23 protein-coding genes are annotated in these 23,016 nt (G+C 40.3%); 17 read left to right on the top strand and 6 right to left on the bottom strand.

What is annotated here, in order from left to right:
* Positions 1-165 precede the first annotated feature (165 nt).
* The 16 genes from CVT08_RS10005 to CVT08_RS09930 all read left to right on the top strand — a co-directional run bounded on the left by CVT08_RS10005 (position 166) and on the right by CVT08_RS09930 (position 16,509).
* Positions 166-1,878 (top strand): methyl-accepting chemotaxis protein, encoded by a 1,713-nt coding sequence (locus CVT08_RS10005; RefSeq protein WP_413784346.1) that lies wholly within the window; start codon positions 166-168, stop codon positions 1,876-1,878.
* Positions 1,879-2,046: 168 nt separating this feature from the next.
* Positions 2,047-2,736, top strand: a complete 690-nt coding sequence (locus CVT08_RS10000; RefSeq protein ID WP_002940643.1) for a response regulator transcription factor — start codon at positions 2,047-2,049, stop codon at positions 2,734-2,736.
* The gene (locus CVT08_RS09995; RefSeq protein WP_107856333.1) at positions 2,726-4,153 is read left to right on the top strand and encodes a c-type heme family protein; all 1,428 of its coding nucleotides are present in this window, start codon (positions 2,726-2,728) and stop codon (positions 4,151-4,153) included. The genes CVT08_RS10000 and CVT08_RS09995 overlap by 11 nt, the downstream gene beginning before the upstream one ends.
* A 95-nt stretch (positions 4,154-4,248) precedes the next feature.
* Entirely contained in the window at positions 4,249-6,315 is a 2,067-nt protein-coding gene (locus tag CVT08_RS09990; protein WP_107856332.1) for a cytochrome C, read from the top strand.
* 45 nt (positions 6,316-6,360) lie between these two features.
* On the top strand, positions 6,361-7,119 hold the full coding sequence (locus tag CVT08_RS09985) for an FKBP-type peptidyl-prolyl cis-trans isomerase (RefSeq protein ID WP_107856331.1): 759 nt from the start codon (positions 6,361-6,363) through the stop codon (positions 7,117-7,119).
* A 20-nt stretch (positions 7,120-7,139) separates the two neighbouring features.
* Positions 7,140-7,811 (top strand): 4Fe-4S dicluster domain-containing protein, encoded by a 672-nt coding sequence (locus CVT08_RS09980; protein ID WP_107856330.1) that lies wholly within the window; start codon positions 7,140-7,142, stop codon positions 7,809-7,811.
* A 1-nt stretch (position 7,812) separates the two neighbouring features.
* Positions 7,813-8,742 carry an NrfD/PsrC family molybdoenzyme membrane anchor subunit gene (gene nrfD, locus CVT08_RS09975; RefSeq protein WP_107856329.1) on the top strand — a complete coding sequence of 310 codons (930 nt, stop codon included), beginning with the start codon at positions 7,813-7,815 and terminating at the stop codon, positions 8,740-8,742.
* A 16-nt stretch (positions 8,743-8,758) separates the two neighbouring features.
* Positions 8,759-11,377 carry a cytochrome c biogenesis protein gene (gene ccsA, locus CVT08_RS09970; protein WP_107856328.1) on the top strand — a complete coding sequence of 873 codons (2,619 nt, stop codon included), beginning with the start codon at positions 8,759-8,761 and terminating at the stop codon, positions 11,375-11,377.
* Positions 11,378-11,385: 8 nt separating this feature from the next.
* Entirely contained in the window at positions 11,386-12,105 is a 720-nt protein-coding gene (locus tag CVT08_RS09965) for a tetratricopeptide repeat protein (protein ID WP_107856327.1), read from the top strand.
* Positions 12,105-12,647, top strand: a complete 543-nt coding sequence (locus CVT08_RS09960) for a hypothetical protein (protein ID WP_107856326.1) — start codon at positions 12,105-12,107, stop codon at positions 12,645-12,647. Before CVT08_RS09965 ends, CVT08_RS09960 begins: the two co-directional genes overlap by 1 nt.
* Positions 12,644-13,102, top strand: a complete 459-nt coding sequence (locus tag CVT08_RS09955) for a nitrous oxide reductase accessory protein NosL (protein WP_107856325.1) — start codon at positions 12,644-12,646, stop codon at positions 13,100-13,102. Before CVT08_RS09960 ends, CVT08_RS09955 begins: the two co-directional genes overlap by 4 nt.
* A gap of 1 nt (position 13,103) precedes the next feature.
* Positions 13,104-13,289: a hypothetical protein gene (locus tag CVT08_RS09950; protein WP_021092472.1), complete on the top strand. Its 186-nt coding sequence runs from the start codon at positions 13,104-13,106 to the stop codon at positions 13,287-13,289.
* Positions 13,279-14,388, top strand: coding sequence for an ABC transporter permease (locus CVT08_RS09945; protein WP_107856324.1), 1,110 nt, complete (start codon positions 13,279-13,281; stop codon positions 14,386-14,388). The genes CVT08_RS09950 and CVT08_RS09945 overlap by 11 nt, the downstream gene beginning before the upstream one ends.
* A complete protein-coding gene (locus CVT08_RS09940) occupies positions 14,385-15,053 on the top strand; it encodes an ABC transporter ATP-binding protein (RefSeq protein WP_107856323.1) in 669 nt (222 codons plus the stop codon). Before CVT08_RS09945 ends, CVT08_RS09940 begins: the two co-directional genes overlap by 4 nt.
* A complete protein-coding gene (locus CVT08_RS09935) occupies positions 15,050-16,003 on the top strand; it encodes a hypothetical protein (RefSeq protein WP_107856322.1) in 954 nt (317 codons plus the stop codon). The genes CVT08_RS09940 and CVT08_RS09935 overlap by 4 nt, the downstream gene beginning before the upstream one ends.
* Positions 16,000-16,509 carry a hypothetical protein gene (locus CVT08_RS09930; RefSeq protein WP_107856321.1) on the top strand — a complete coding sequence of 170 codons (510 nt, stop codon included), beginning with the start codon at positions 16,000-16,002 and terminating at the stop codon, positions 16,507-16,509. The genes CVT08_RS09935 and CVT08_RS09930 overlap by 4 nt, the downstream gene beginning before the upstream one ends.
* Positions 16,510-16,519: 10 nt before the next feature.
* Here the strand turns inward: CVT08_RS09930 and CVT08_RS09925 are convergent, their stop codons facing one another.
* Positions 16,520-17,104, bottom strand: coding sequence for a tetratricopeptide repeat protein (locus CVT08_RS09925; RefSeq protein ID WP_107856320.1), 585 nt, complete (start codon positions 17,102-17,104; stop codon positions 16,520-16,522).
* Between the two features lie 54 nt (positions 17,105-17,158).
* On the opposite strand from CVT08_RS09925, the gene CVT08_RS10345 reads away from it, so the two are divergent.
* Positions 17,159-17,281, top strand: coding sequence for a hypothetical protein (locus tag CVT08_RS10345; protein ID WP_265094281.1), 123 nt, complete (start codon positions 17,159-17,161; stop codon positions 17,279-17,281).
* Positions 17,282-17,328: 47 nt separating this feature from the next.
* Here the strand turns inward: CVT08_RS10345 and CVT08_RS09920 are convergent, their stop codons facing one another.
* Genes CVT08_RS09920 through rsmA form a run of 5 tightly spaced genes read right to left on the bottom strand, consistent with a single transcriptional unit; the run spans position 17,329 to position 22,917 of the window.
* Positions 17,329-18,159: a tetratricopeptide repeat protein gene (locus CVT08_RS09920; protein WP_107856319.1), complete on the bottom strand. Its 831-nt coding sequence runs from the start codon at positions 18,157-18,159 to the stop codon at positions 17,329-17,331.
* Positions 18,160-18,217: 58 nt separating this feature from the next.
* Positions 18,218-18,991, bottom strand: a complete 774-nt coding sequence (locus tag CVT08_RS09915) for a pseudouridine synthase (protein WP_009295179.1) — start codon at positions 18,989-18,991, stop codon at positions 18,218-18,220.
* A 1-nt stretch (position 18,992) separates the two neighbouring features.
* Positions 18,993-19,946: a KpsF/GutQ family sugar-phosphate isomerase gene (locus CVT08_RS09910; RefSeq protein WP_107856318.1), complete on the bottom strand. Its 954-nt coding sequence runs from the start codon at positions 19,944-19,946 to the stop codon at positions 18,993-18,995.
* A 9-nt stretch (positions 19,947-19,955) separates the two neighbouring features.
* The gene (locus CVT08_RS09905) at positions 19,956-22,109 is read right to left on the bottom strand and encodes a ribonuclease J (protein WP_230855938.1); all 2,154 of its coding nucleotides are present in this window, start codon (positions 22,107-22,109) and stop codon (positions 19,956-19,958) included.
* Entirely contained in the window at positions 22,075-22,917 is an 843-nt protein-coding gene (gene rsmA / locus CVT08_RS09900; protein ID WP_107856367.1) for a 16S rRNA (adenine(1518)-N(6)/adenine(1519)-N(6))-dimethyltransferase RsmA, read from the bottom strand. Before rsmA ends, CVT08_RS09905 begins: the two co-directional genes overlap by 35 nt.
* Positions 22,918-23,016: the final 99 nt, after the last annotated feature.

The raw sequence follows: 23,016 nt of genomic DNA, 5'->3' as shown, positions 1-23,016 counted from the left end.
AAGCTTAAGATAATAATATTTGTAACTTATTCGTTATTTTGGGCTTTGAGTAAATTCTCTCATCAAATTTATTCTTTTTTTCTTAAATTTCAAAAGTTAATTTATAATTAAGATTTGAATGTATAAAATGGCACGTAAATTTTTAGGAGATCCCAAAATGCAAGGATGTGTGCTATGAAAATATCTACAAAGATAATTCTCACTTTTGTTTTCTCAGTTTTGCTTGTCAGCTGTTTGCTCATCTTTTTAAATAGCAAATTTTCAAGCGATCTAACTCAGTTTTTCACCCATAAGTCCTACGACGAGCTGGTAAATGCCAGAAAAGAAAATTTAAAAGATGACGTCGAGACGATCAATCAAATGATGCGTGAAATTTATAATGGCGGCAAAGAAAAAGGGCTAAGCGACGATGAGATAAAAAAAGAAATTTTTAGAGTCGTCTCAAAGCTAAAATTCTTTAGCGACAAGACTGGCTATATCTTCATCTACGACTACAATGGCGTTGTTTTGATGCACCCTGAAAAGCCATCGCTTGTGGGTAAAAATTTAATCGGCTTAAAAGATCCAAAAGGGCTACTTCTCATAAAAGAGCTCATCGAAAAGGCTAAACAAGGTGGCGGCTTTGTCACATTTGGCTGGGCGAAAAAAGAGGGCGAGGAGCCAGTGGAGAAGCTTGGCTATGCTGCAAATTTTGAGCCATATAAGTGGATGCTAGGAAGCGGCGTATATGTCGATGACTTGGCAGATGAGATAGAAAAGACAAAGGTCGTGCTAAACGAGCAAAATAGCCAAAATACAAAAACTTTTATCATTGCTTGCGCCCTGATCACGGTTGTTTTGATAGCTGTCGTGCTATTTATCTTAAGTAGAGCGATCATCAAACCTATAAAAAATATCGTTGCAAATTTAACCGAGATGTCAGATGAGATAAAAAGTGGCAGAGGCGATCTTACTAAAAAGCTTGAAGTTAGTGGCAAAGATGAAATTTCAAACATCAAAAGCTCTATAAACGACCTAACAAGCGAGCTAAGATCTGTTATAGAAAGCGTTAAAGGCCTAGCACATGAGAACTCTTCTATCGCTGAGCAGCTCTCTTCAACCTCAGCTCAAACTACAAATTTAACCAACAAATCGTCACTAATCGTCACAGATACGACAAACATGGCAAAAACCATGTCAGAGGAGATAAAAAGCTCATTTGAAGAGGCTAAGAAGAGCAAAGAAAATCTTGAAAGAACCTGTCTATATATAAATGAGGTTTCAAACGATGTTTTGGGGCTTAGCAAAAATGTAGATGAGGCTGCAAATAGCGAAATTTCACTCGCTAGCTCGATGAAAAGCCTAGCTGATCAAGCTAAAAATGTAAAAGATGTCTTAAATATCATCGATGACATCGCTGATCAGACAAATTTACTTGCCCTAAATGCTGCCATAGAAGCAGCGCGTGCGGGAGAGCATGGACGTGGCTTTGCAGTCGTGGCTGATGAGGTTAGACAGCTAGCTGAACGCACGCAAAATAGCCTAAGCGAGATAAATGCGACTATAAATTTAATCGTTGAAGCGATCTCAAACTCAAGTCAAACCATCGGCGATAACGCTAAAAAAGCTGGTGAGCTTTGCAAAAAATCAGCCCAGATAAATGAAAAAATAGAAAATATGAATCAGCTAATGAACGAGACTGTTAGCTTAAATGAGACCTCTACGAGGGATTATATAGAGACTGGAAATAAGGTCGAAGAGCTGATAAAAGGCATCGTAAATATCGATGAAATTTCAAAACAAAACTCAAAAAGCATGGATGAAATCTCACTAGCAGCTGCTCATCTTTCAAAGATGACTGATAATCTAAACACTAGCCTTTCAAAATTTAGAACCTGATAAATTTAGCCAAATCTTTGGCTAAATTTAACTTTATCCTTTAATATAATCACTTAAGTAGCAAGCTGATTTTTTACTTTAAGCTTACGATCATGATGTAAATTTATGAAATAATTTTTATTTTGTGTTATTTAAGTCGGCTTTTTGGCTTAAGAGATGAGATGACGTATGCAAGAGTATGATATTTTAGATGTTTTATCAAACAAAAAGGTCCTTTGCTTAGAGGATGAAGAGGCGATTTTGCGAAATATCTGCGCCTCGCTGGAGCTCTTTTTCGCAGAGGTTAAAGGCGTTACAGACGGCTTTGATGCGCTTGAGCTTGCTATGAGCGGGGCGTATGACGTGCTAGTGCTTGATATCAGCGTGCCAAATATCGATGGTCTTGAGATCGCTAAAAAAGTAAGAGCTATCAATCAAAAAATCCCTATCGTGATCCTTTCAAGCCACGTCGAGCAAGAGTATCTGTGGCGCGCGGTTGAGCTAAAGATCACAAGATATCTTGCAAAACCATACGATAAAAAATCTTTTGTTAAAGCGCTTGAAGATGTGGCTTTTGAGCTAGTTGGACGCACACCAACTATCAGGCTAAATGATGAGCTTGAGTATGATTTTGGCAAAAAAGCGCTTTATGTAAATGGCGAAATTTCTCATCTAAGCAAGAGCGAGAGCAAGCTTTTGGAGTACTTTTTAAACAATAAAAACCAAACTATCACTTATGAGCAAATTTTTGACTACATCTGGGACTACGAGCAGCCGACAAAAGAGGCGATAAAAACGATCGTAAAAGAGCTTAGAAGAAAGCTTGGCAAAGATGTGATCAAAAATTTATACGGCGTGGGCTATCTTTGTGAGATATAAATTTCAGCTAATAGTCGGTGCTTTTATCTTTGTCTATCTGCTAGTCTCAGCGCTTGTTTTAAATTTTTACAACGATCTTGCGATGAAAGATGCCAAAAAAGAGGCGTATTATGTTTTGGAGGGCATAAATTCAGTAAGAGAGTACATCGCTGGAGTTCAGCGCCCACTAATCGAGCAGTTAAAAGAGCAGGGTATCTTAAAAGAGGACTTTTTTGACGAGAGACTTTTGTCATCTTCATATATAAGCCGTGAAATTTACAACATCCAAAAGAAAAAATACAACCTTGAATTTGACTACAAGCTAGTTGCCATCGCTCCGCTAAATAAAGCCCACGAGCCAAATGAATTTGAAGCTGGCGTCTTGCACGGCTTTAAAGAGAATAAATTTCAAGAATTTGTAAAGATAATAAAAGATGAAAATGGATCACAGCTCTTTGTGGGTCTGCCTATAAAAAACCAAAGTCCAAGCTGTCTAGCCTGTCATAGCAGTGCAAATGCCCCACAACAAATGCTAGAAAAATACGGCATAGAGGGCATAGAGATCCCAGATGTGAACGAAACGGTTGCAATGATCTCGTTTAAGATACCAATTCGCGCCATTTTTACATACCACTTGCAAGAGGTTATCGTCATAATGAGCGCCATAACGCTTATATTTGGGCTATTTTTACTACTTGTTTATAAGATGCATAGGCGTGGCGAAGAGAGTAAAAAGCAGACTGAGCAGCTGATGATACATCAAAGCCGCCTAGCCTCGATGGGCGAGATGATAGGCAATATCTCGCACCAGTGGAAGCAGCCACTAGCACAGATAAGCTCAGCTTTGATAAATTTAGAGCTTTATCAGGAGAGAAAAAAGCTTGATGAGGCGAAAATTTATGAATTTATAGAGGAAACGAGCAAGCAGATAAATTTCATGTCAGAAACCGTTGATGACTTTAAAAATTTCTTTAGTCCAAACACCTTGAGAAAAGAATTTAAGGTGCTTGAAGTGATAAATCAAACGATAAAAATTTTAAACGCAACGCTTAAAAAGTATCAGATTGAAGTGCAGTTAGAGGTGAGAGAAAATTTTGAACTGTTTGCAAATTTCAATGAGATAATCCAAATTCTAATAAACATCATAAATAATGCCAAAGACGCATTTAAACAAAGCTACACAAAGCCAAGAGTGATAAAGATAAGCACCTTTTTAAAAGATAATCGCAAGAATTTATGCGTGCAAAATAACGCAGGAGCGATAAAAAATTCATTTTTAAAGGTCATTTTTGAGCCACACTTTAGCACAAAAGAGAGTGGTAGTGGGCTTGGGCTATATATGAGCCAGCTAATCGCTCGCAAAAATAACGCCATAATCTTTGCTAAAAATGTAGATGAAAACCACGTTGCATTTACAATTAGTTTCGAAAATTTATAATTTGTTAATTTTCCCCCTTTTCTGCCCTTTTTTGGTGTTAAGATTATCAGTATGAAATCATTTTGATTTTAGGATAAAAATTCAAAGGAGGAGACGTGAGAAACTTACACAAAGCCTTAGCAGGCTTACTCATGGGTGTTAGTATCTTTGCTTCACAAGCCTGTTGCGAAGAGCATAATATGCAGATGTCCGATAAAGCACGTGATGTTATCGCAAATCCTAAAGGCACACTGCAAAGTAGAGGTGTTGTCTCCTTGCAAGACTACGTCGTAGAAGAGCAAGAGATGTATAACTGGCTATTTAAAAACCACCCTATTTTTACAAAGTATGGTGGCAAAACCGTCGGCAAAATGGTCGTTCATGACCGCGGCTTAGAGTGGCTTGCCGAGGGACATGGCTTTGATATGTCAAAGCTTAGTAAAAGAGATGGCGGTAAGGGCTATAGCTCTATGATGTATAGAATTCCAGCCACCTCATCGCTTCAGTTTCCTAATAAATTTGTAGGTCCAGAAAAGTGCGGTGAGTGTCACCCAGCTCAGTATGAGGTCTGGAGCAGATCTCGCCACGCAACTACTATGCGCTTCCCTGGCGAGCACCCAGAGATTAATAACAACCTAACTGAGCCAGTATTTGACAAAGATACCGCTTCTATCCTTCCAAAAGGTATCACTCCAGATGTCATCTATGCAACCGTTGGTCACTTAAGAACTAAGATGGGCTACGTCGATGCATGGCTACTTCGTGGTACTTACTACGTTGAGGGCGGTTTGCTAAGAGATGGCACAGGCCAGATCGTAGCTGGCGGTAACCAATGGCAAAGAACATGGGCGTTAAATTTAGACGACGCAACTGTTAAAAAGATAAAAGAGCTCGTCCCAGAATTTCCTGGCACTCTTGAAGAGTACGGCGATAATGGCGGATATGTCAGAGGTCTTGCCTCATACGCCGCAAAACATAAAAAGTCGATGTTTTTCCAAGCAAACTCATCATATTGTGAGGTTTGCCACCCAGTTAAATTTGACTTTAAGTCAAAAGCAGAATTTTACGCAGCACTTGGTAATGCTAAAGAGCTTCAAAAACACACTATCTCAAAAGGCGTAAGCTGTGAGGAGTGCCACGGAGCTGGCGGTCACCTTGATGGAGCTACAAATTTTAGAACATCAAACTGCGAACGCTGTCACCAAAGATTTAACTTTAGCCCAGACTTAATGCGTGCTAACCCATTAAACAACGGCAAGCTAGATCTCTCACTAAGCTCTAAATTTAAATCAATGGGACCAGGATGTGGCTCAGAAGGCTCACAATCATACTTTACCGCTCACTACGATAAAGGTATGAGATGCGTCACTTGCCACGATCCACACGACAACACAGGTAACGTTGTAGGTGATAAGAGTGTAACTGGTATGAACTACAACCCAGATCAAGGCTATCTAAGTGCGTTCTACACTAAACCAAAGATCAAAAAAGATTGTAAAGATTGTCACGAGACTCAAGCATATATCGCATCAAAAGCAGATACTCACAAAAACAACACTTGTGCATCTTGTCACATGCCATTTATGATGAGCTGCGAGAATTTCTACGCTGTTCAGTTCCAAGACAACGCTGGCTTTGATACTCAAAGACGCTCTCATATCTGGAAGATCATGGTCGATCCAAAAGAGAAATCTCTTGTCCCAGGCGACGCTGCTAAAGGTCCAAGAGATGCTAAAGATTGGCACTTTGAGAGAGATAAAAATGGCCACAACTATGTTGATTTGATGTGGGCATGTGCTAGAACATCTTGGGCTGATAAAGATATGAAAGATAATAAAGGCTGCCATAGCCCAGTGCTATCTGAGCTAAAACCAACACTTCATTTTAAAAACCAAAAACAAGTTTATGATGAGGTTATGGGATGGCAAACTCCAGTTAAGAATGAATTCTCAGAGGTCAAAATAGGTATCGAGGGAATTTACTCACTACTAGAGACTAAAAAGCTAGATCCAAGTGATAAAGCAAGAGTTTATGAGCTTGTCCAAAACGCTCAAGAGATCATCGATATGGTCGAAAAAGATGGTTCGTGGGGTATGCACGGATTTAAATTTACTAAACAAAGACTAGATGCATCTAAAGAGTATATAAAAGAAGCTCAGAGAATTCTAAACAAAAATTTATAGCATTTAGGGGCTAGTTTTAGCCCCTTTAAATTTTAAGGGTTCGAAATGAAAAATGCGTTTTTAAAATGTTCGCTACTTCTTAGCCTAAGCGTGGCTAGCCTCTTAGCAAATGTCGATACAAACGACTCTTACGCCATAGGTGCAACAAGCGGCGGATATGTTTTAAAAGGACTGCTAGATCAAAAGCAACTAGGTGTTGGCTATGACGCTGATGCGGTGATAAAAGGCTTTAGCGATGCGCTAAAGAACGAGTTAAAACTAAGTGATGATGAGATAGCAAAGCTACTAAACAAAAGAGCTGAAAATTTAGACAAGATAGTAAAAGAAAAAGAGGCTGCCAAGCTAAAAGAGAATTTGGCCCAAGGCAAAGCCTATATGGAAAAAAATGCAAAAAACAAAAATGTAAAAACAACAAAATCAAATTTACAATATGAGATCATAAAAGGTAGCTCAAAAGGAGCTACTCCAAAGCCTGAGAGCATCATCATAGTAAATTATAAAGCAAGCTTTGTTGATGGCAAGGTCTTTGACGAGACAAAAGAGGCTCCAGCTCATCTTTCGATGCTAAATTTGATCCCTGGACTTGAAGAGGGACTGATGCTTATGAAAGAGGGCGAGAAGTTTAAATTTGTCATCCCGCCTGAGCTTGCATACGGCGATAGCGGCATAGAGGGGATACCTGGAGGCGAGACTATCGTTTTTGAGATAGAGCTTATTAAGGTCTTAAAGCCTGGCGAACTAGCTGAGGCGGCAAGAAAAATTCATGAAAAAGAGCAAAATGAGGGCATTAAAAAGCCTCATTAAGGCATAAATGGAGTTAAAAAATGCAAAATCAAAATAGCAGAAGAGCCTTTTTCAAACGCATGGCAGTTGTGGCTGCTGGTGCTAGCGTGGCAAGTAGTGGTTTTGCTTTTAAGAGTGAAGAGAGTGCGAAAAAACCACATTTTGGCATGATATTTGACCAAAATAAATGCGTTGGTTGCACGGACTGCGAAGTGGCATGCAGGGAGGTAAATTTAGTCCCAAAAGGACAGATGAGACTTTTTGTAGAGGATAAGACTGATCCAAAAAATTTGCTTGATAAAAGATATGTAAGAATATCTTGTCAGCAGTGTGAGGATGCGCCTTGCGTGGCTGTTTGCCCAACAAAAGCCTGTCACAAGGACATAAAAACTGGCATCCAAACTACAAACATAGATGACTGCATCGCCTGTAAATACTGCATCGTAGCCTGTCCTTACGACGTGAGATATATCGATAAGTTTAGTCACTCAGCCCAAAGCTGTAACTTCTGCATAGATACAAATTTAAAGGATAAAAAAGATCCAGCCTGCGTCGAGGCGTGCAGATATGAGGCTTTGGTATTTGGCGATTTAAACGATGAGAGCTCGCACATTAGCCAATTACTAGCTGTCAAAGACAGCATAAGGCTAAGAGCAGAACTTGGCACAAAACCAAGCCTTAGATATATTCCTAAAGTAAAAGCGGGGGTGTAAGATGGATGGTGCATTAAATTTCACTGCGACATTTTCGCACGCAGTTGAGTGGGGCTGGCCGATCGCTGTTTATCTTTTGCTAGCTGGCATGAGTGGCGGAGCGCTAATAGCTGCCATAGTTCTAAAGCGTTACAAAAGACAAGATGGCTTTAGTCCATTTTTTAAGGCTGCTTCGCTTCTAGCCTTTGTTAGCATCATGCTTGGCATGGTTTGCTTGATAGCTGACCTTGAAAAGCCACTTTTGTTTTGGAAAATTTTGATTAATTACAACTTCACATCGGTTATGTCTATCGGTGTAGCCGCGCTTTGCGTGTTTATACCGCTTAGCTTTTTGATGTGTCTATACGCCTTTAATGCGGAGCTAAAGTCATTTTGTGGCTTTTTTGATGGCGTGATGAAAATTTTATCGCCACTTTATCCGCTCTTAAGCGCGCTTTGCCTGCTTTTTGCGGTTATCATTTGCGCATATACAGGCTTTTTGATCTCGGTGCTCATTAGATTTCCACTTTTAAACACCGCTGTTTTACCAGCGCTTTTCATAGCTTCAGGGCTTAGTGCTGGCATAAGTGGTAGCAGCTTGATAGCGGCACTATTTTTCAAAGAAGATCCGCACTCAAGCGACCTTAGCTCGCTTCATGGCGTGGAGTTTTACGTCTTATGCACTGAAATTTTACTCATTTTAATGCTTTTTGTCTCACTTTTGCTTGGCTCAAGCTATCAGCAAGGCGCGGCAGTTGCATTTTATAGTGGCGTTTGGGCTAAATTCTTTTGGCTTGGGGTTGTTTTAGTTGGCTTTGTCTTGCCTCTTGTTTTAAATTTTGCACTTGGCAAGATGAAATTTAGCTTCTACCTTGGCTCGTTTGCAGCAGTCGTTGGCGTTTTATTGCTTAGGGTTTTTATACTTTATGCAGGACAGACTTATAGCATTTAAGGCTTAAGGGCAGGTGATGAAAATTTTAAACGTTTATCGCTTGTCTTTAATATTATTATTTATCCTTGCTTTTGGTGCAGGGGTGGCGACCTTTTTGGAAAATTTTTATGACACACAGACGGCTAGAGTGCTTGTTTATGAAGCGCTCTGGTACGAGTGCGTCATGGCAGTTTGTGCCATTTGCTTAGCCATTAGCATCGTAAAAACCAAGATGTATAAGAAATTTGGCGCATTTTTGATACATCTTGCTTTTATTCTGATCTTCATCGGTGCTGCGCTTACAAGATACTTTGGCGAAGAGGGTGTATTGCATCTTAGAGTGGGCGAGAGCGGCAACTATATGCAAAGCACAAAGCCATATTTGAGAGTGCAAATTTCAAATGAAAGCTTTGAATATCCACTAAAACTTAGCCTGCTTGGCAAAAACGACTTTGGCTTTAAAAAAGATATAAATGGCAAAGAATTTGAGATAAAGATAACTGGCTACAAAAAAGATGAGAAAAACGCTCCGGCCACGCTTACCATAGAGGCTGGCTTTGCTAATGAAAAGAGCAAGAGCGCCAAGCTAAAAGGCGGAGCTGGATATGATCTTGAGCCAAGCATTTTAAGCTTTGATGGGCAAGAGGCTAAATTTTACTTTAGCTCAAGGGCGATAAATTTACCATTTACACTAAGGCTTGATAAATTTATCCTAGAGCGCTACGCAGGGCTAAATAGCCCATCATCTTACACGAGCAAAGTAAGCATTGCAGGCAGCGAGCATGAAATTTCACTAAATCACCCACTAAGCATCATGGGCTATAAAATTTTTCAATCATCATACGACGCTGACGAGCTTGGAAGCGCCTTTGAGATCAGCTTTGATCCTGGTAAAGTGCCAACTTACATCGGATATTTTCTACTTTGCCTTGGCTTTGTGGGAAATTTATTTAGCAAAAAGAGCCGTTTTTTTAGACTTTGTAACTTCATAAAAGGCACTCAGTTTGCATTTTTAGCCCTGCTTTTACTAAATGCCATGCCAAATTTCGCAAGCGATGAAGCCATAAATTTTAAAGCTCATGCAGATAAATTTGCCAAAATTTTAGTTCAAACTGATAGCAGGATCGCACCAGCTGGCTCTTACACAAGAGCAGTAATAAGCAAAATTTCAACCAAAACGACGCTTTTTGGGCTTAGTAGCGATGAGCTGATGCTCTCTTTTGCCATCTCGCCACAAGAGTGGATGGATAAAAGGATAGTAAAGATCACGAGCGAGCGTGTGGGCGAGCTTCTTGGCGTTAGTGAGAAATTTGCTAGCTTTAATGACGTTTTTAACGAAAATGGCGAGTATAAGCTGGCTAAATTTGTAGAGGCTGCCAATGAAAAATCCGCCTCAAAAAGAGATAAATTTGATAACGACGTCATTAAATTTGATGAGAGGCTAAATGTCTTATACCTTGCGCTAAAGGGCGAAATTTTAAAATTTATCCCAGCTAAAAATAATGACGCGATCACGTGGCTAGGCGTAAATGAAGCCTTTAGCAAAGATGAAATTTTAAACGAGTTTAAAAGCGTTTTAGGAGCTTACATAGAAAATTTAAGCCTTTGCGTAAAAAGTGGCGAGTGCGCAGGGGCTGATAAGAGTTTGGAGCAAATTTCAAGCTATCAAAGAAGCACTCTAGGCTCTCTTGCGCCAAGCGAGGCAAAGGCCAGCATTGAAGTGCTTTATAACCAAATGGAGATATTTAAATTTCTTATCTATTTTTACATGATCCTAGCTCTTGCTTCGCTCGCCCTTGGCTTTTATAAGCTCTTTTTTGGGAGGAAATTTAGATTTGAAAGAGCGCTTAGCCTTGCGTTTTTCACTGCATTTGTGGTGCATGCTCTAAATTTAGCCCTACGCGCTTACATCTCAGGTCACGCACCTTGGAGTGATGCTTATGAGAGTTTAGTCTATATCTCGCTTATAAGCGTGCTAGCTGGAGTGCTATTTTTTAAGCATCAAAGCTTCGCACTAGGCGCTGCTTCGCTCTTTGCAAGTGTTAGCTTGCTCGTTGCTCATCTAAATTTTATAAACCCACAGATAACAAATTTAGTCCCAGTTTTAAAGTCATTTTGGCTCAGCGTGCATGTAAGCGTCATCACAGCAAGCTACGGCTTTTTAGGCTTTGGCTTTGTGCTTGGGCTTGTGGGGCTTATATTAATGGCTCTAAAAAATGACAAAAATGAGCAAAAGCTTAGCGAACAGATAAGATACCTTGCCGCCACCGACGAGCTAAGCCTCATCATAGGACTTAGCTTGCTAACGATCGGAAATTTCTTAGGCGGCGTCTGGGCGAATGAGAGCTGGGGCAGATACTGGGGCTGGGACAGCAAAGAGAGCTGGTCATACATCACGATCATCGTCTATGCCATAGTGCTTCATTTAAGATTTATACCAAAGCTTAGGGGCGTTTTTGCCTTTTTAACAGCTAGCGTGCTATCATTTGCTTCGGTGCTTTTTACATATTTTGGAGTAAATTTTTATCTTAGCGGACTTCACTCATACGCAAATGGTGAGAGCTTTGGCATCTCAGGGGTAATATATTTGATCTTAGCGGCTCTTGCCTTGCTGATCGCCCTAGCCTACCGCGGCAGAGATATAAAAGTAGTTTAGGAGATATGATGAAGAGTTTGATTTTACTGGCTGCTAGTTTGTGCGTTTTAAATGCTGGCTACATAAAAGAGGCTTTAAACGCAAAAGATGATCACAACAAACTAGCGCAAATTTATGAATATGCTTGTGACAAAGAGAAAAAGGCATCAGGCTGCTACAACCTAGCTGTGCTTTACAGCAGGGGTGATGGCAACGTCAAAAAGGACGAGGCAAAGGCGGCAATGCTTTATGAAAAGGCTTGCGATCAAAATTTCTCTATGGCTTGCAGCAACCTTGGCTTGCTTTATGCAAATGGCACTGGCGTAGAAAAAGATCTAAAAAAGGCAAAAGAGCTCTATGAAAAGGCCTGCAAGGCAGGGGACGGCATGGGTTGTAGCAACCTTGGCTACCTATACGCTCAGGGCGAAGGCGTCGAGAAAGACTACGCAAAAGCCAAAGCAAACTACGAGATGGCTTGCGCAAACGAAGCTGGTATAGGATGTGACAATCTTGGCTTTTTATATGTTTATGGACAAGGGGTTGATCAAAACCTTACAAAAGCGACAAAGCTTTACGAGCAAGCGTGCATATACGCCTATGAAAAAGGCTGCAACAACTACGCTATCATGCTAGCTGAGGGCAAAGGCGTGAAAGAAGACGTGGAAAAAGCACGTGAAATTTTCACTAAAAGCTGCAAAAATGGCTTAAAAGAGGCGTGCGAGAATTTAGAAATTTTAGGAAAGAATTGATGAGCTTTAAAAACTGGGGCAATAAAGAGGCAAGCCTAGAGGCACTTTATCTACTTGATAGTGCTTTTTTAGAGCCAGGAGAAGATTATCTAAGGCTCATTTCTAAAAAAGAGGATGAAAATAGCCTAAGATACGTAGTAGATAACGGGCAGGGCGATCTACTAGACGTGATATTTACGCGCGAGGCGGTGCTGGTTAGAGGGTTTGATCACGAAAATGAGCTAAATTCGCTAAGTGCTGGTTCTGATAAAAGCGTAGTAGAGCAAATTTATAGTGACGAAGCTGCTAAATTTCGCTCTTACTTCTTGCCAGATGAGATAGAGCAAACGACCTTTTTTATCTGGTATGACGGGACGGAGCATCAAAATTTAGTCGGTGGCAATAACGGCGGACGCTGGCTGCTTGGATATGCTTTTGATGAGTTTGCTAAATTTAGTGAGTTTGTAAAGGGCTACTACGAGATAGACTTTGATGATGAGATGTTAAAAAAGCTCTATGAAAAGGGCGAGTTAGAAAAAGAGAGATTAAAGGAGATAAGATGAAATTTATAGCTTTGTTGCTTAGTGCGGTTTTTGCCTTGTGGGCTGGAAATTTGACTAGTGAGGCAAACATAAACGCCTATAAAGGGGCAAAAGAGCGCATCGAGCTGCCAAAGGACGCAAGATGTGCGGTGTGTGGCATGCCTATAAAAAACAAGCAGTGGGCGACGCTTATAAAGGCTGGTGGCAAGGACTATTACTTTGACGGCGTAAAAGATATGGCGCAATTTTACTTCGCTGATGAGGTGGCGAAAGAGGCTTATGTGAGTGATTATTACACGCTTGAAAAGCTTGATGCAAAAGAGGCGTTTTACGTTCATGGCTCAAACGTTTTTGGACCGATGGGCGAGGAGTTTATCCCATTTAAAGACGAAGCAAAGGCAAATAGCTTTATGAAAGATCACGCTGGCAAAGGTGTCATAAAATTTGACGAGATAAAGACATTTATCGGTAAATAAAGTGAAATTTCTAGCATTTTTGGCGTTATTTTTTGGACTCTCTTACACGCTTTTGGCAGCGCACTACCTTAGCTTTGACCGCAAAGCAAAGCAAGATGAGCTAAGAGAAATTTCAAAGATAACAAGGGCAAATTTAGCTTCTAGCTTTAGCCTAAAAGAGCAAAAAGGCTTTGTCTATGATAAGTAGAAATTTCATAAACTACGCTGTGGTCCTGCTCTTTAAAGACAAAAAAGACCACCTTTTTAGCTTTTGTCTATTTGCGCTCATTATCTTCGTGCTAAGCTCGGTGCTTTTCATCTCTGGCTCGATCCAGCATGATCTCATAAGCTTGGTAAAAGATCGCTCAAGCATCGTAGTTAGCGCATTTCGTGCTGGCAAAAACGATCTCATGCACCCTGGCTACATCTACGACATCTCAAAGATCGATGGCGTGGCTGACGTTAGGGGCGTGGTTGATGGGGAGTATTATTTTGTGCAAAAGCGCGTCTGGTTTCATCTATATGAGGATGATAGCCTAAAAGAAGACGAGATGATCGTTGGCGAGGGCGTAAAGGCGGCTATGAATGAGCTTTACTACGATGAGAGCTTTAACTTCTTAACAGAAGAGCGCATGATACCAGTAAAGATAGTAAAAACCATGCCAAAACAAAGCGGACTTATCACAAATAACGCGATATTTTTGCACCCAAAAACGCTAAGAGCTATCTTAAATTTAAAAGATGAAGAATACACAAAGCTCTATGTCGATGTGCCAAATAGCGACGAGATCAGCCAAGTGGCATTAAAGATAGAGAATTTATATCCAAACTCATTTGCCATTAGCATAGAAGACGAGGTGGCAAACATTAGGCACCTTTACTACTATAAGGGTGGAATTTTTATGAGTATTTATGTTAGTGTTATGCTAATATTTTTCGTGCTACTTAAAAACCAAATTTCACTTGCTTACGGCAGTAAAAAGCGTGAGATAGCTATTTTGCGAAGTATCGGCTTTAGTATAAAAGAGATCATTTTTTTAAAATTTATACAAAATTTCATTGTTAGCGTTAGCGCATTTTTGCTTGGCGTTATGTTAGCTTATCTCTTTGTATTTGTGCTAAATGCGCCGTTTTTAAAGGGGATATTTTTAGGCGATGAGCTTTTAAATTTTACAAATTTCACGCCTATTTTGGAGTTTGATAAGCTCTTTTTGATCTTCGTCTTTGGCGTCATACCATTTTTGGCATTTGTGCTTATCCCGTCGTGGCGTGTGGCGTGTGGCGACATAAATGAGGGGCTAAAATGATAAACATTAGAGGCGTTAGCCTAGTCTATAACCAAGGCAAACAAAACGAGTTTTGTGCTCTAAAAAATATAAATTTAGATGTTAATAACGGCGAGTTAGTCATACTAAAAGGCGTTAGCGGAAGTGGCAAAAGCACCCTACTCTCGCTCATCGCCCTACTTCAAAAGCCAACTAGCGGGGAAATTTTGATAGACGGCACTAACATAGCAAAGCTGCCTGACGCATTTTGCTCCGAGTTTAGGCACAAAAGGCTTGGGCTTGTTTTTCAAAATTTTAACCTCATAGAGGGTTTAAGCGTCTATGAAAATTTGTTAGCTCCGTTTGCTCTAACAAATTTCAAGGCGAACGTGCGTGAAGAGATGATAAAAAGGGCTCTTGAGCTTGCAAACATCGCTCACAAAAGAGATGAAAACGTATCAAATTTAAGCGGCGGCGAGCGCCAAAGATGTGCGGTGGCTAGGGCTTTATCAATGGATGCGGATATCATTTTGGCTGATGAGCCAACGGCAAATTTAGATAGAGATAACGCACGTGCGTTTTTAGGCTTACTAGAGTCATTTAAGGCGCTTAAAAAAAGCGTTATAGTTGCCACTCACGATAGCATTTTTGACGAGCTAAGCGCCACAGATAGAGTTGTTAGCCTGCAAAATGGAGAGATAGTATGAGTGTATTTTTATCAAACGCCGTTATCGCCTTTTTGTTAGCGGAGTTTGTGCTGTTAGTTTTGATGAGTATTTCGCTATTTTATGTCGTCAGGATCGTGAAATCGTGGGACTATAACGCACTAACATCGCTTCAATACTCACTTGAGAAGCAAAACTACCTTGTAAATACGATCTTGCTCTTTAGCGTCTGCACAAAGATCGTTTTGTTTATATTTTTTGCACTTTGTCTAAACGAGCTCTCTGACATCGTGCCAGGGGCTATGTGCTCGGCTGGTGTGATCGGCTCAAATAAATTTGGTGGCATCTTGATGCTCACTAAAATTTTACTCATCTTTGGACTTGGTATCTGGCTAGTTATAAATAGGCTCGACTTGCAGGCTCTAAATTTCCCATATCTAAAGAAAAAATATGCCATTTTTATCTGCCTTTTTGTGATGATACTGCTCGAGCTTGGCATAGAAATTTCGTTTTTTTATAATATCCCACTAAAAGTGCCAGTCTTTTGCTGTTCTGTCACTTTTCAAGCTCCAAAGCTGCCATTTGGCTATACAAATTTTGGCTTAGTGAGTGCCTTTTTCGTGCTATTTTTTGTCATTTTGGCGCTAAATTTCTTAAAGCAAAGCATGGCAAGCTTTGTGGCAAATTTGCTATTTTTAGTGCTTAGCTACTACGCTATCACCTACTTTTTTGGTCTTTACGTTTATGAGCAGCCAAATCACAAGTGCCCATACTGCATGCTAAGAAGCGACTATTATTACGTTGGCTACCTCATCTGGGGCAGTTTATTTTTGGGCATTTTTTACGGCCTTATGCCATATCTTGTGGAGATCATCACAAAGACAAACTACTCGCACAAGCTTAAATTTTCATCGATCTGGCTAAGTGTTTGCGTGCTGATCTGCTCGCTTTACGTGCTCAAATACTATTTGTTAAGAGGATTTTTATTTTGATAAAGCAAATTTTTTCTCTTTGTTTGTTGGCTCTAGTCTTAGCCGTGCTCGCCTATAATGCCGATATAAGCGACGATAAAATTTTAGTACTAAATAACGGTAAGTCTGAGCCCATAGAACAGCTTACTCCAAATAAATTTATATGTTATGAGAGCAGAACGCTCATAGCTGATAACAACGACACAGCCCAGGCGATCATGCCCAATGGCGACATCTACTTCTTTAACGACATCACAAATTCTTTCATCTGGTATATGGCGCAAAAGAGCAAAGATAAGATCAAGCTATATGTCTATTCAAGAGATACAAACCGCTACATCCTAGCGCAAGATGCTTGGTACTCGAGGATCGATATCACGCCGATGGGATACGGCATAGGGGCGTATGAGTTTCACACTTACGGCATAAACGACAACTACTTTAAAGAGGTCTTGCTCTACGCAGCACGTGGCGAAACACTGCTAAATCCATATATAAACATCCTACTTTCAGAAAATAAGATATAAATTTACGAAGTTAGTCGATTTGTTTTAGATGATTGATCGTTTTAATCATAGTTTTAAATATGATCTCAATCTTTTCATCATTATCATCTGCGGCAATCATTTTATTAAGGTAGTCGCACCCATCTTGGAAACCTAGAGCGCAAGCTTTAAAAACGTATCTTTTTGCCGAGTCATAGTCCTTCTTTGTGCCTTTGCCTAGCGCATATAAGGCACCTAAGTTATGGCAAGCTTCGGCGATATCGCCGTCGCAAGCCTTTTTATATAGCTCGGTAGCCTTGTTATAGTCTTGCTCTACCCCTCGATCTTTTATATATAAAACACCTAAATTTAGGCAGCTACCAACAAATCCACCATAGCATGATCGTTTATATAACTCGGCTGCTTTGCGATAGTCTTGTTTTACGCCTTTGGCATCCTCGTATAAAACTCCTAAGTTATGACAAGCTCGAGTAACATTATCGTCGCAAGCTTTTTGCCATTGTTTGGCGGCTTTATCAAACTCGCCTTTGTTGTAAGCTTCAAACCCAAGCTCAAAAAGATCTTTAGAGAAGCCAGTAGTAAGTAAGATCAGAGATAAAAGAACAATCTTTTTCATTTTTTCTTCATTTTTATAAATTTAATTTGCCTCTTTGTTAGAGAAACAAGCCTAATGTTAGTGTATAAATTTCACACCTATTGTATAAACGACAACTACTTTAAAGAGGTCTTGCTCTACGCAGCACGCGGAGAAATGCTCATAAAACCTATAAAGATCCTACTTTTTATAAAATAAGATATAAATTTATTAGAGCTCACTGGGTTGTTTTTAGTATTAAGGCGCTATTTGTTTAATTTTTTGTAAAAATCGCATCCTGATTGAAACCCTAATTTGCAAGCCTTACCAAAATATTCTTTTGCTATGTGATAGTCTTGTTTTGCGCCTTTTCCTTTTAGATAAAAAGCTCCTAAATTAAAACAACCACGATTGTATCCATTATTGCAAGCTTTTTCATACAATTCTACTGATTTGCTGTAGTCTTGTTTTACGCCTTGACCGTTTTCATATAAAATTCCTAAACTAGAACAGCTATCACTAACTCCATCATCACAAGCTTGTTTGTATAGATCGGCTGCTTTATAATAGTCTTGTTTTATACCTTGACCAATATTGTATAAAATCCCTAAATTATAACAGCTTATGCTATATTTGTCACTGCAAGCTTTTTGCCATAATTGAGCTGCTTTATAATAGTCTTTCTCTACGCCATGACCGTTTATATATAAAACTCCCAAATTATGGTAGGCTTGGGCAACATTGCCATCACAAGCTTTTTTGTATAGTTTGGCAGCTTTGGTATAGTCTTGCTCTACTCCTTGCCCTCTTTCATAAAAACCACCTAGATTATAGCAACCAATAGCATCTTTACTATCACAAGCGTGTTTATACAAGGCGGCTGCTTTATTATAGTCCTGCGCCACACCTTGACCGTTTTCATATAAAGTTCCTAAATTAGTGCAACTATCAATATTTCCATCATTACAACCTCTTTGCCATTGCTTGGCGGCTTTATCAAACTCGCCCTTATCGTAAGCTTCAAGCCCAAGCTCAAAAAGATCTTTAGAGAAGCCAGTAGTAAGTAAGATCACAGATAAAAGAACAATCTTTTTCATTTCTTCTTCATTTTTATAAATTTAATTTGCCTCTTCGTTAGAAAAACAAGCCAAAATGTTAGTATCTAACGTTATTAACCTTTAAAAAGTCTCTTAGGTCTTCGTATTCGCTATTTTCGAAATAGCGCCATTTACCAGGCTTTAGCATATCAAGGCTAACACGCCCAAAACTAACACGTTTTAGATCCATCACTTCAAGGTCAAAGTAGCCAAAGAAGCGACGAAGCTCCCTGTTTTGACCCTCGTTGATGATGACCTTTAGTTTTGTATAGCCGCCACTTGAGCCAAAGACTTTGTAGGCTAGAAATGGCTTAAATTCCATTGATTTTATAGTTGTTTTTGCGTGAGCGCCTTTGGTGGCGTCCTTGGCGAAAAAGCCATTTGTCATAGCTTCTATCACCTCTTTTGTTACCTCGCCTTTTACCTTTAGGTAGTATTCGCGCTCTAAGTCGCTATTCATTAGCGCTGTGGCGATCGCTGGGGCGTCAGTTAGTAAAAGTAGCCCCTCGCTTGCGTAGTCTAAGCGTCCTACGCTAACAAATTTGGCAAATTTCTTATCTAACGTGTCATATATCGTTTTTCGTCCGCGGTCATCTTTCTTGCTAACTAGCTCGCCCTTTTGTTTGTGATAAACGATAACTGTAAATTCTTTTTTCAGCTTTATCAAACGGCCATTTATACGCACTTTGTCATCTTCGTCTACGCTCGTAGCAAGGTCGCTAACCACACGCCCTGCTATGCTAACCTTGCCAGCTTTTATCAGCTCATCTGCCTCACGGCGTGAGTAGTTTGTGTTATGTGAGATAAATTTGTTTAGTCTTGTTTTTTCCATTTTATAGTCCTAAATTTGCAAGGTCGTGGATGTGTAAAACGCCCACAGGAACGCCATTTTCTACGACGGCTAGAAGCTGAATTTTATACTTTTCTATGAGGGCTAACGCATCTACTGCTAACATCTCTTTGTTATCTATCTCTTTTGGATGCAGTGTTGCAAATTTCATCGCTGGCTCGTCTAAGTCAAAGTCCTCTCTCATAAGCGCACGCCTAAGATCGCCGTCACTTAAAAGGGCATTTAGCACGCCATCTTTATCAACGATAAGAACCGTGCCAAGCTTGCCATGCGTCATCGTATCGATCGCACTTTTTAGTGTTGCATTCCAGCGAACTATCGGTAAATTTTCGCTTCTCATCACATCTTTGACCTTTAAAAATAGCCTTTTGCCAAGGCTGCCACCTGGATGAAAATTTGCAAAGTCCTCTTTTTTAAAGCCGCGCTTTTGCATCAAACAAACAGCTAACGCATCGCCAAGAGCTAACGTTAGCGTGGTTGATGCTGTTGGGGCGGCATTTAGTGGGCAGGCCTCTTTCTCTACGTCGGTAGTGATAAACGCGTCGCTAAATTTACCAAGCGAGCTTGATATGCTTCTTGCCATTGCGATGATTTTCACGCCAAAACGCTTTACGTGAGGCAAAATTTTGATAAGCTCATCGCTCTCGCCACTAAAGCTAATGGCTAACAAAACATCGTCCTTTTCTATCATGCCAAGGTCGCCGTGCATAGCCTCTGTTGGGTGTAAGAAAAAGCTTGGCGTGCCAGTGCTTGCAAGCGTAGCAGCGATCTTTGCGCCCACATGACCGCTCTTGCCTACGCCTGTGACTATGACCTTGCCCTTTGCGTTATATATCAAATTTACAGCGTCTTCTATGGCTAAATTTTTAGCGTGTCTTAAAAGTTCGTTTGCTTCTATCTCTAAAACTCTAGCTGCGATTTGGTTCATTGTCTGCATAAATTTCCCTTACATTAGATAGATGATCGGCACGATAGTTGGGTACTTTTTGACCTTTCTAAATATGTGCTTTCTGATCACTTGACGCACTTGTGACTCAAGCAGCCTGCTATCTTTCAAAAGCTCCTCTTTGACGTTGCTTAGGTATTGCTCTAGCACGCCCTCCATCTCTTTTCTAAACTCAGCGTCTTGCTTGTCTCCCACAAGGCCGTAACTGATGACGCGAGGCTTGTTGATGAGCTTTGCGCCGTGACGTGAAATTTGAGCGATTATCATGACGACACCTGCTTCAGCGAGATTTTGTCTGTCGATCACGACGTCGTCTGAAATTTGTTTATTTATTTGATTATCTATGAAGACTTTGCCAGTTTTTACAGTTTTTACACGTTTTAGGTACTTTTGACAAACCTCCATCTGATCGCCGTCGCTCATTAGATAGATATTTCGCTCATCCACACCACAGCTAATGGCTGTCTCTTTGTGCTTTGCGATGTGGTTGTACTCGCCATGCACTGGCAAGAAAAATTTTGGTTTTATCAGGCGAAGCATCAGCTTTTGCTCTTCTTGTGCTGCGTGACCGCTGACGTGGATCTCGCTAAAGTCTTGGTAAGCGACGCTCGCACCTGATTTTAGTAAGAAATTTAGCACCGTTGAGACGCTGTTTTCGTTGCCTGGGATAGCTTTTGAGCTGATTATGATCTGATCGCTTGGCTTTATCTTTATATATTTGTGCTCATCTGTCGCCATGCGGTAAAGCGCGCTCATAGTCTCGCCCTGAGAGCCAGTAGTGACGATAAGTACTTCGTCATCTTTAAATTTACCAACCTCGTTTGCGTCGATGAAAATTTTCTTATCAAGCTTGATGTAGCCTAGCTCCATAGCTGTGTATAAATTTCGCTCCATTGATCTGCCGATGACACAGACTTTGCGGTTGTATTTTAGCCCCCATTCGATCGCTTGATAGACGCGGTGGATGTTTGAGCTAAATGTGCTCATAATGACGCGACCTTTTGCTTTTGAAAATATCGCGTCAAAGGTCTTGCCAACGCTACTTTCACTCTTTGTAAAGCCCTCTTTATAGCTGTTTGTGCTATCGCTTAATAGACAGAGCACGCCACGCTCGCCATAATACGCTAGTCTGCCAAGGTCTGTTGGGTAGCCATCTATCGGCGTGTGGTCGATTTTAAAGTCGCCTGTGTGGATGATCGTGCCAGCCTTTGTCGTGATCGCAAGTGCTGAGGCGTCGATTATAGAGTGGGTTATATGTATCCACTCGACTTCAAAGTCGCCTATAAGATATGGTTTTCTCTTTTCGACTGAGCGAAAGAGTGAGCGCTCTTGCTTTAGGCCGTGCTCTTCAAATTTATTATTTATCATGCCAAGCGGAAGCGGTGTGGCGTAGATAGGAAATTTAAACTCTTTATAAAAGTAAGGCACCGCGCCGATGTGATCCTCATGTGCGTGAGTGATGATGACGCCTTTTATCTTATCTTTTATCTTGCGAACGTAGTCAAAGTCTGGTATGAGGATATCCACGCCGTGCATGCTCTCGCTTGGAAAGCTCATGCCGATATCAACGATGATGGCGCTGGTTTCTGTTTCAAAGACGGTCATATTGCCGCCGATCTCGCCAAGACCGCCAAGTGGTGTTATGCGAATTTTATGCTCGCTTGAATTTAGATATTTTAGTGGCTCAAGTCTTAGCTCGTGAGTGGCTTTGTTTGCCTCCATCGCGCTTGCGATGTCTTGCTGCCACTGCTCGTTGCCATTTAGCTTTGCAGGCAAGTTTTTCTTTGGTTTTTTAGCCTTTTTAGGTTTTTCTTTTTGCTCTTTTGCCTCGTTTTTAGCCTCAGCTTTTGGCTCTTGTTTTGGCTTTTCTTTTTGCTGTTTTTGCTCTTTTGGCTTATTATTTTCGCCATTTTTGTTTTGATTTTTGTTGTTTCTTTGCTTTTTTGGGCGAGGATTTTGACTCTTTGGCTCGGCGTGCGCTTCATTTTCAGCTTGCTCTGCTGCAAAGAAGTTATCTATCACGCTTTTGCTTGCTAGTGAGGTTTGCTCGGTAGTTTCGCCCTCTTGTTTTGGCTTATTTTTTGGTCTAAATCTTCGTCTTTTATTGTTTTTACTTTGGTTAGTTACAACTTTCTCTTCGTTTTTGTCGTTCATTATCTTCCTTTAATCTTTCAAATACTTTTAGATAAGAATCGACATCTAGCTCGTGTGGACGTAAATTTTGAGCTAAACCTAGGTCTTCAAAAATTTCTTCTAACGCCTTTTTGTCAAAATTTGTGGATAAATTTTTCAAAAGCGTCTTTCTTGGCGAAGCAAACGCGGCTCTTAAAAATGCTTTAAAAGCCTCGTATTGTTTTGCATCTTTGAAAATCCCGTCTTTGCCAAAAATCTTTTTTGTTTTTTGTAGTTTGATGACTGAAGATGTGACCTTTGGAGGTGGATTAAAAAGCTTTGCATCCACGTCAAACAAAAGCTCACACCTGCCTTGCAGTGATGCGAGGATCGATAAAGCGCTAAATTCTTTATCCTTGCTCTTTGCACTAAATTTAAGAGCAACCTCTTTTTGTATCATCACAATAAGCCCAAGGCATTTTTCGTCATCTATCGCATTTAGTATCATCTTCGTAGCAACGTAATAGGGCAAATTTGCGACCAAAAAGTAGTTCTCGCTACTTAGTCCGCCCTCTTCTTGCCACTGCTCTAAAGCATCTTTACAAAAAAGTTTTAATTGTCCATTTTGGATCTCATTTGCAAATTTGACCTTTAAAATTTGAAACAGCTCACAATCTATCTCAAAAGAGGTCGTCTTGTAAATTTGCAAAAGTCTAAATGTCAAATCACCTAAGCCAGGCCCAATCTCAACGACGTTTTCTACGTCCTTGGGTATCGCTTGGATGATCTTATCTAGTGTCGCTTTGTCTTGTAAAAAATTCTGTCCAAAGTGCTTTTTTGCCTTTATCATAGCCGCGATATTAGCCAAAGATTACTTATACTATGATTACAAGTTTAGTTTAATCATATATAAAATGGACTATAATCGCTAAATAACAACAAAATAAGG

It is taken from the genome of Campylobacter concisus, from assembly GCF_003048835.2.
Classification (GTDB): Bacteria; Campylobacterota; Campylobacteria; order Campylobacterales; family Campylobacteraceae; genus Campylobacter_A; species Campylobacter_A concisus_D.
Note: the sequence above shows the minus strand (reverse complement) of the source record. Positions and strands in the feature narration are given on the sequence as shown.

Excerpts from the sequence above, each read along its gene's own strand:
- CVT08_RS10005 (WP_413784346.1), top strand. The coding sequence starts at position 166 with ATGTGTGCTATGAAAATATCTACAAAGATAATTCTCACTTTTGTTTTC.
- CVT08_RS10000 (WP_002940643.1), top strand. The coding sequence starts at position 2,047 with ATGCAAGAGTATGATATTTTAGATGTTTTATCAAACAAAAAGGTCCTT.
- CVT08_RS09985 (WP_107856331.1), top strand. The coding sequence starts at position 6,361 with ATGAAAAATGCGTTTTTAAAATGTTCGCTACTTCTTAGCCTAAGCGTG.
- CVT08_RS09980 (WP_107856330.1), top strand. The coding sequence starts at position 7,140 with ATGCAAAATCAAAATAGCAGAAGAGCCTTTTTCAAACGCATGGCAGTT.
- nrfD (WP_107856329.1), top strand. The coding sequence starts at position 7,813 with ATGGATGGTGCATTAAATTTCACTGCGACATTTTCGCACGCAGTTGAG.
- ccsA (WP_107856328.1), top strand. The coding sequence starts at position 8,759 with ATGAAAATTTTAAACGTTTATCGCTTGTCTTTAATATTATTATTTATC.
- CVT08_RS09965 (WP_107856327.1), top strand. The coding sequence starts at position 11,386 with ATGAAGAGTTTGATTTTACTGGCTGCTAGTTTGTGCGTTTTAAATGCT.
- CVT08_RS09960 (WP_107856326.1), top strand. The coding sequence starts at position 12,105 with ATGAGCTTTAAAAACTGGGGCAATAAAGAGGCAAGCCTAGAGGCACTT.
- CVT08_RS09955 (WP_107856325.1), top strand. The coding sequence starts at position 12,644 with ATGAAATTTATAGCTTTGTTGCTTAGTGCGGTTTTTGCCTTGTGGGCT.
- CVT08_RS09945 (WP_107856324.1), top strand. The coding sequence starts at position 13,279 with ATGATAAGTAGAAATTTCATAAACTACGCTGTGGTCCTGCTCTTTAAA.
- CVT08_RS09940 (WP_107856323.1), top strand. The coding sequence starts at position 14,385 with ATGATAAACATTAGAGGCGTTAGCCTAGTCTATAACCAAGGCAAACAA.
- CVT08_RS09935 (WP_107856322.1), top strand. The coding sequence starts at position 15,050 with ATGAGTGTATTTTTATCAAACGCCGTTATCGCCTTTTTGTTAGCGGAG.
- CVT08_RS09925 (WP_107856320.1), bottom strand. The coding sequence starts at position 17,104 with ATGAAAAAGATTGTTCTTTTATCTCTGATCTTACTTACTACTGGCTTC.
- CVT08_RS10345 (WP_265094281.1), top strand. The coding sequence starts at position 17,159 with ATGTTAGTGTATAAATTTCACACCTATTGTATAAACGACAACTACTTT.
- CVT08_RS09920 (WP_107856319.1), bottom strand. The coding sequence starts at position 18,159 with ATGAAAAAGATTGTTCTTTTATCTGTGATCTTACTTACTACTGGCTTC.
- CVT08_RS09915 (WP_009295179.1), bottom strand. The coding sequence starts at position 18,991 with ATGGAAAAAACAAGACTAAACAAATTTATCTCACATAACACAAACTAC.
- CVT08_RS09910 (WP_107856318.1), bottom strand. The coding sequence starts at position 19,946 with ATGCAGACAATGAACCAAATCGCAGCTAGAGTTTTAGAGATAGAAGCA.
- CVT08_RS09905 (WP_230855938.1), bottom strand. The coding sequence starts at position 22,109 with ATGAACGACAAAAACGAAGAGAAAGTTGTAACTAACCAAAGTAAAAAC.
- rsmA (WP_107856367.1), bottom strand. The coding sequence starts at position 22,917 with ATGATAAAGGCAAAAAAGCACTTTGGACAGAATTTTTTACAAGACAAA.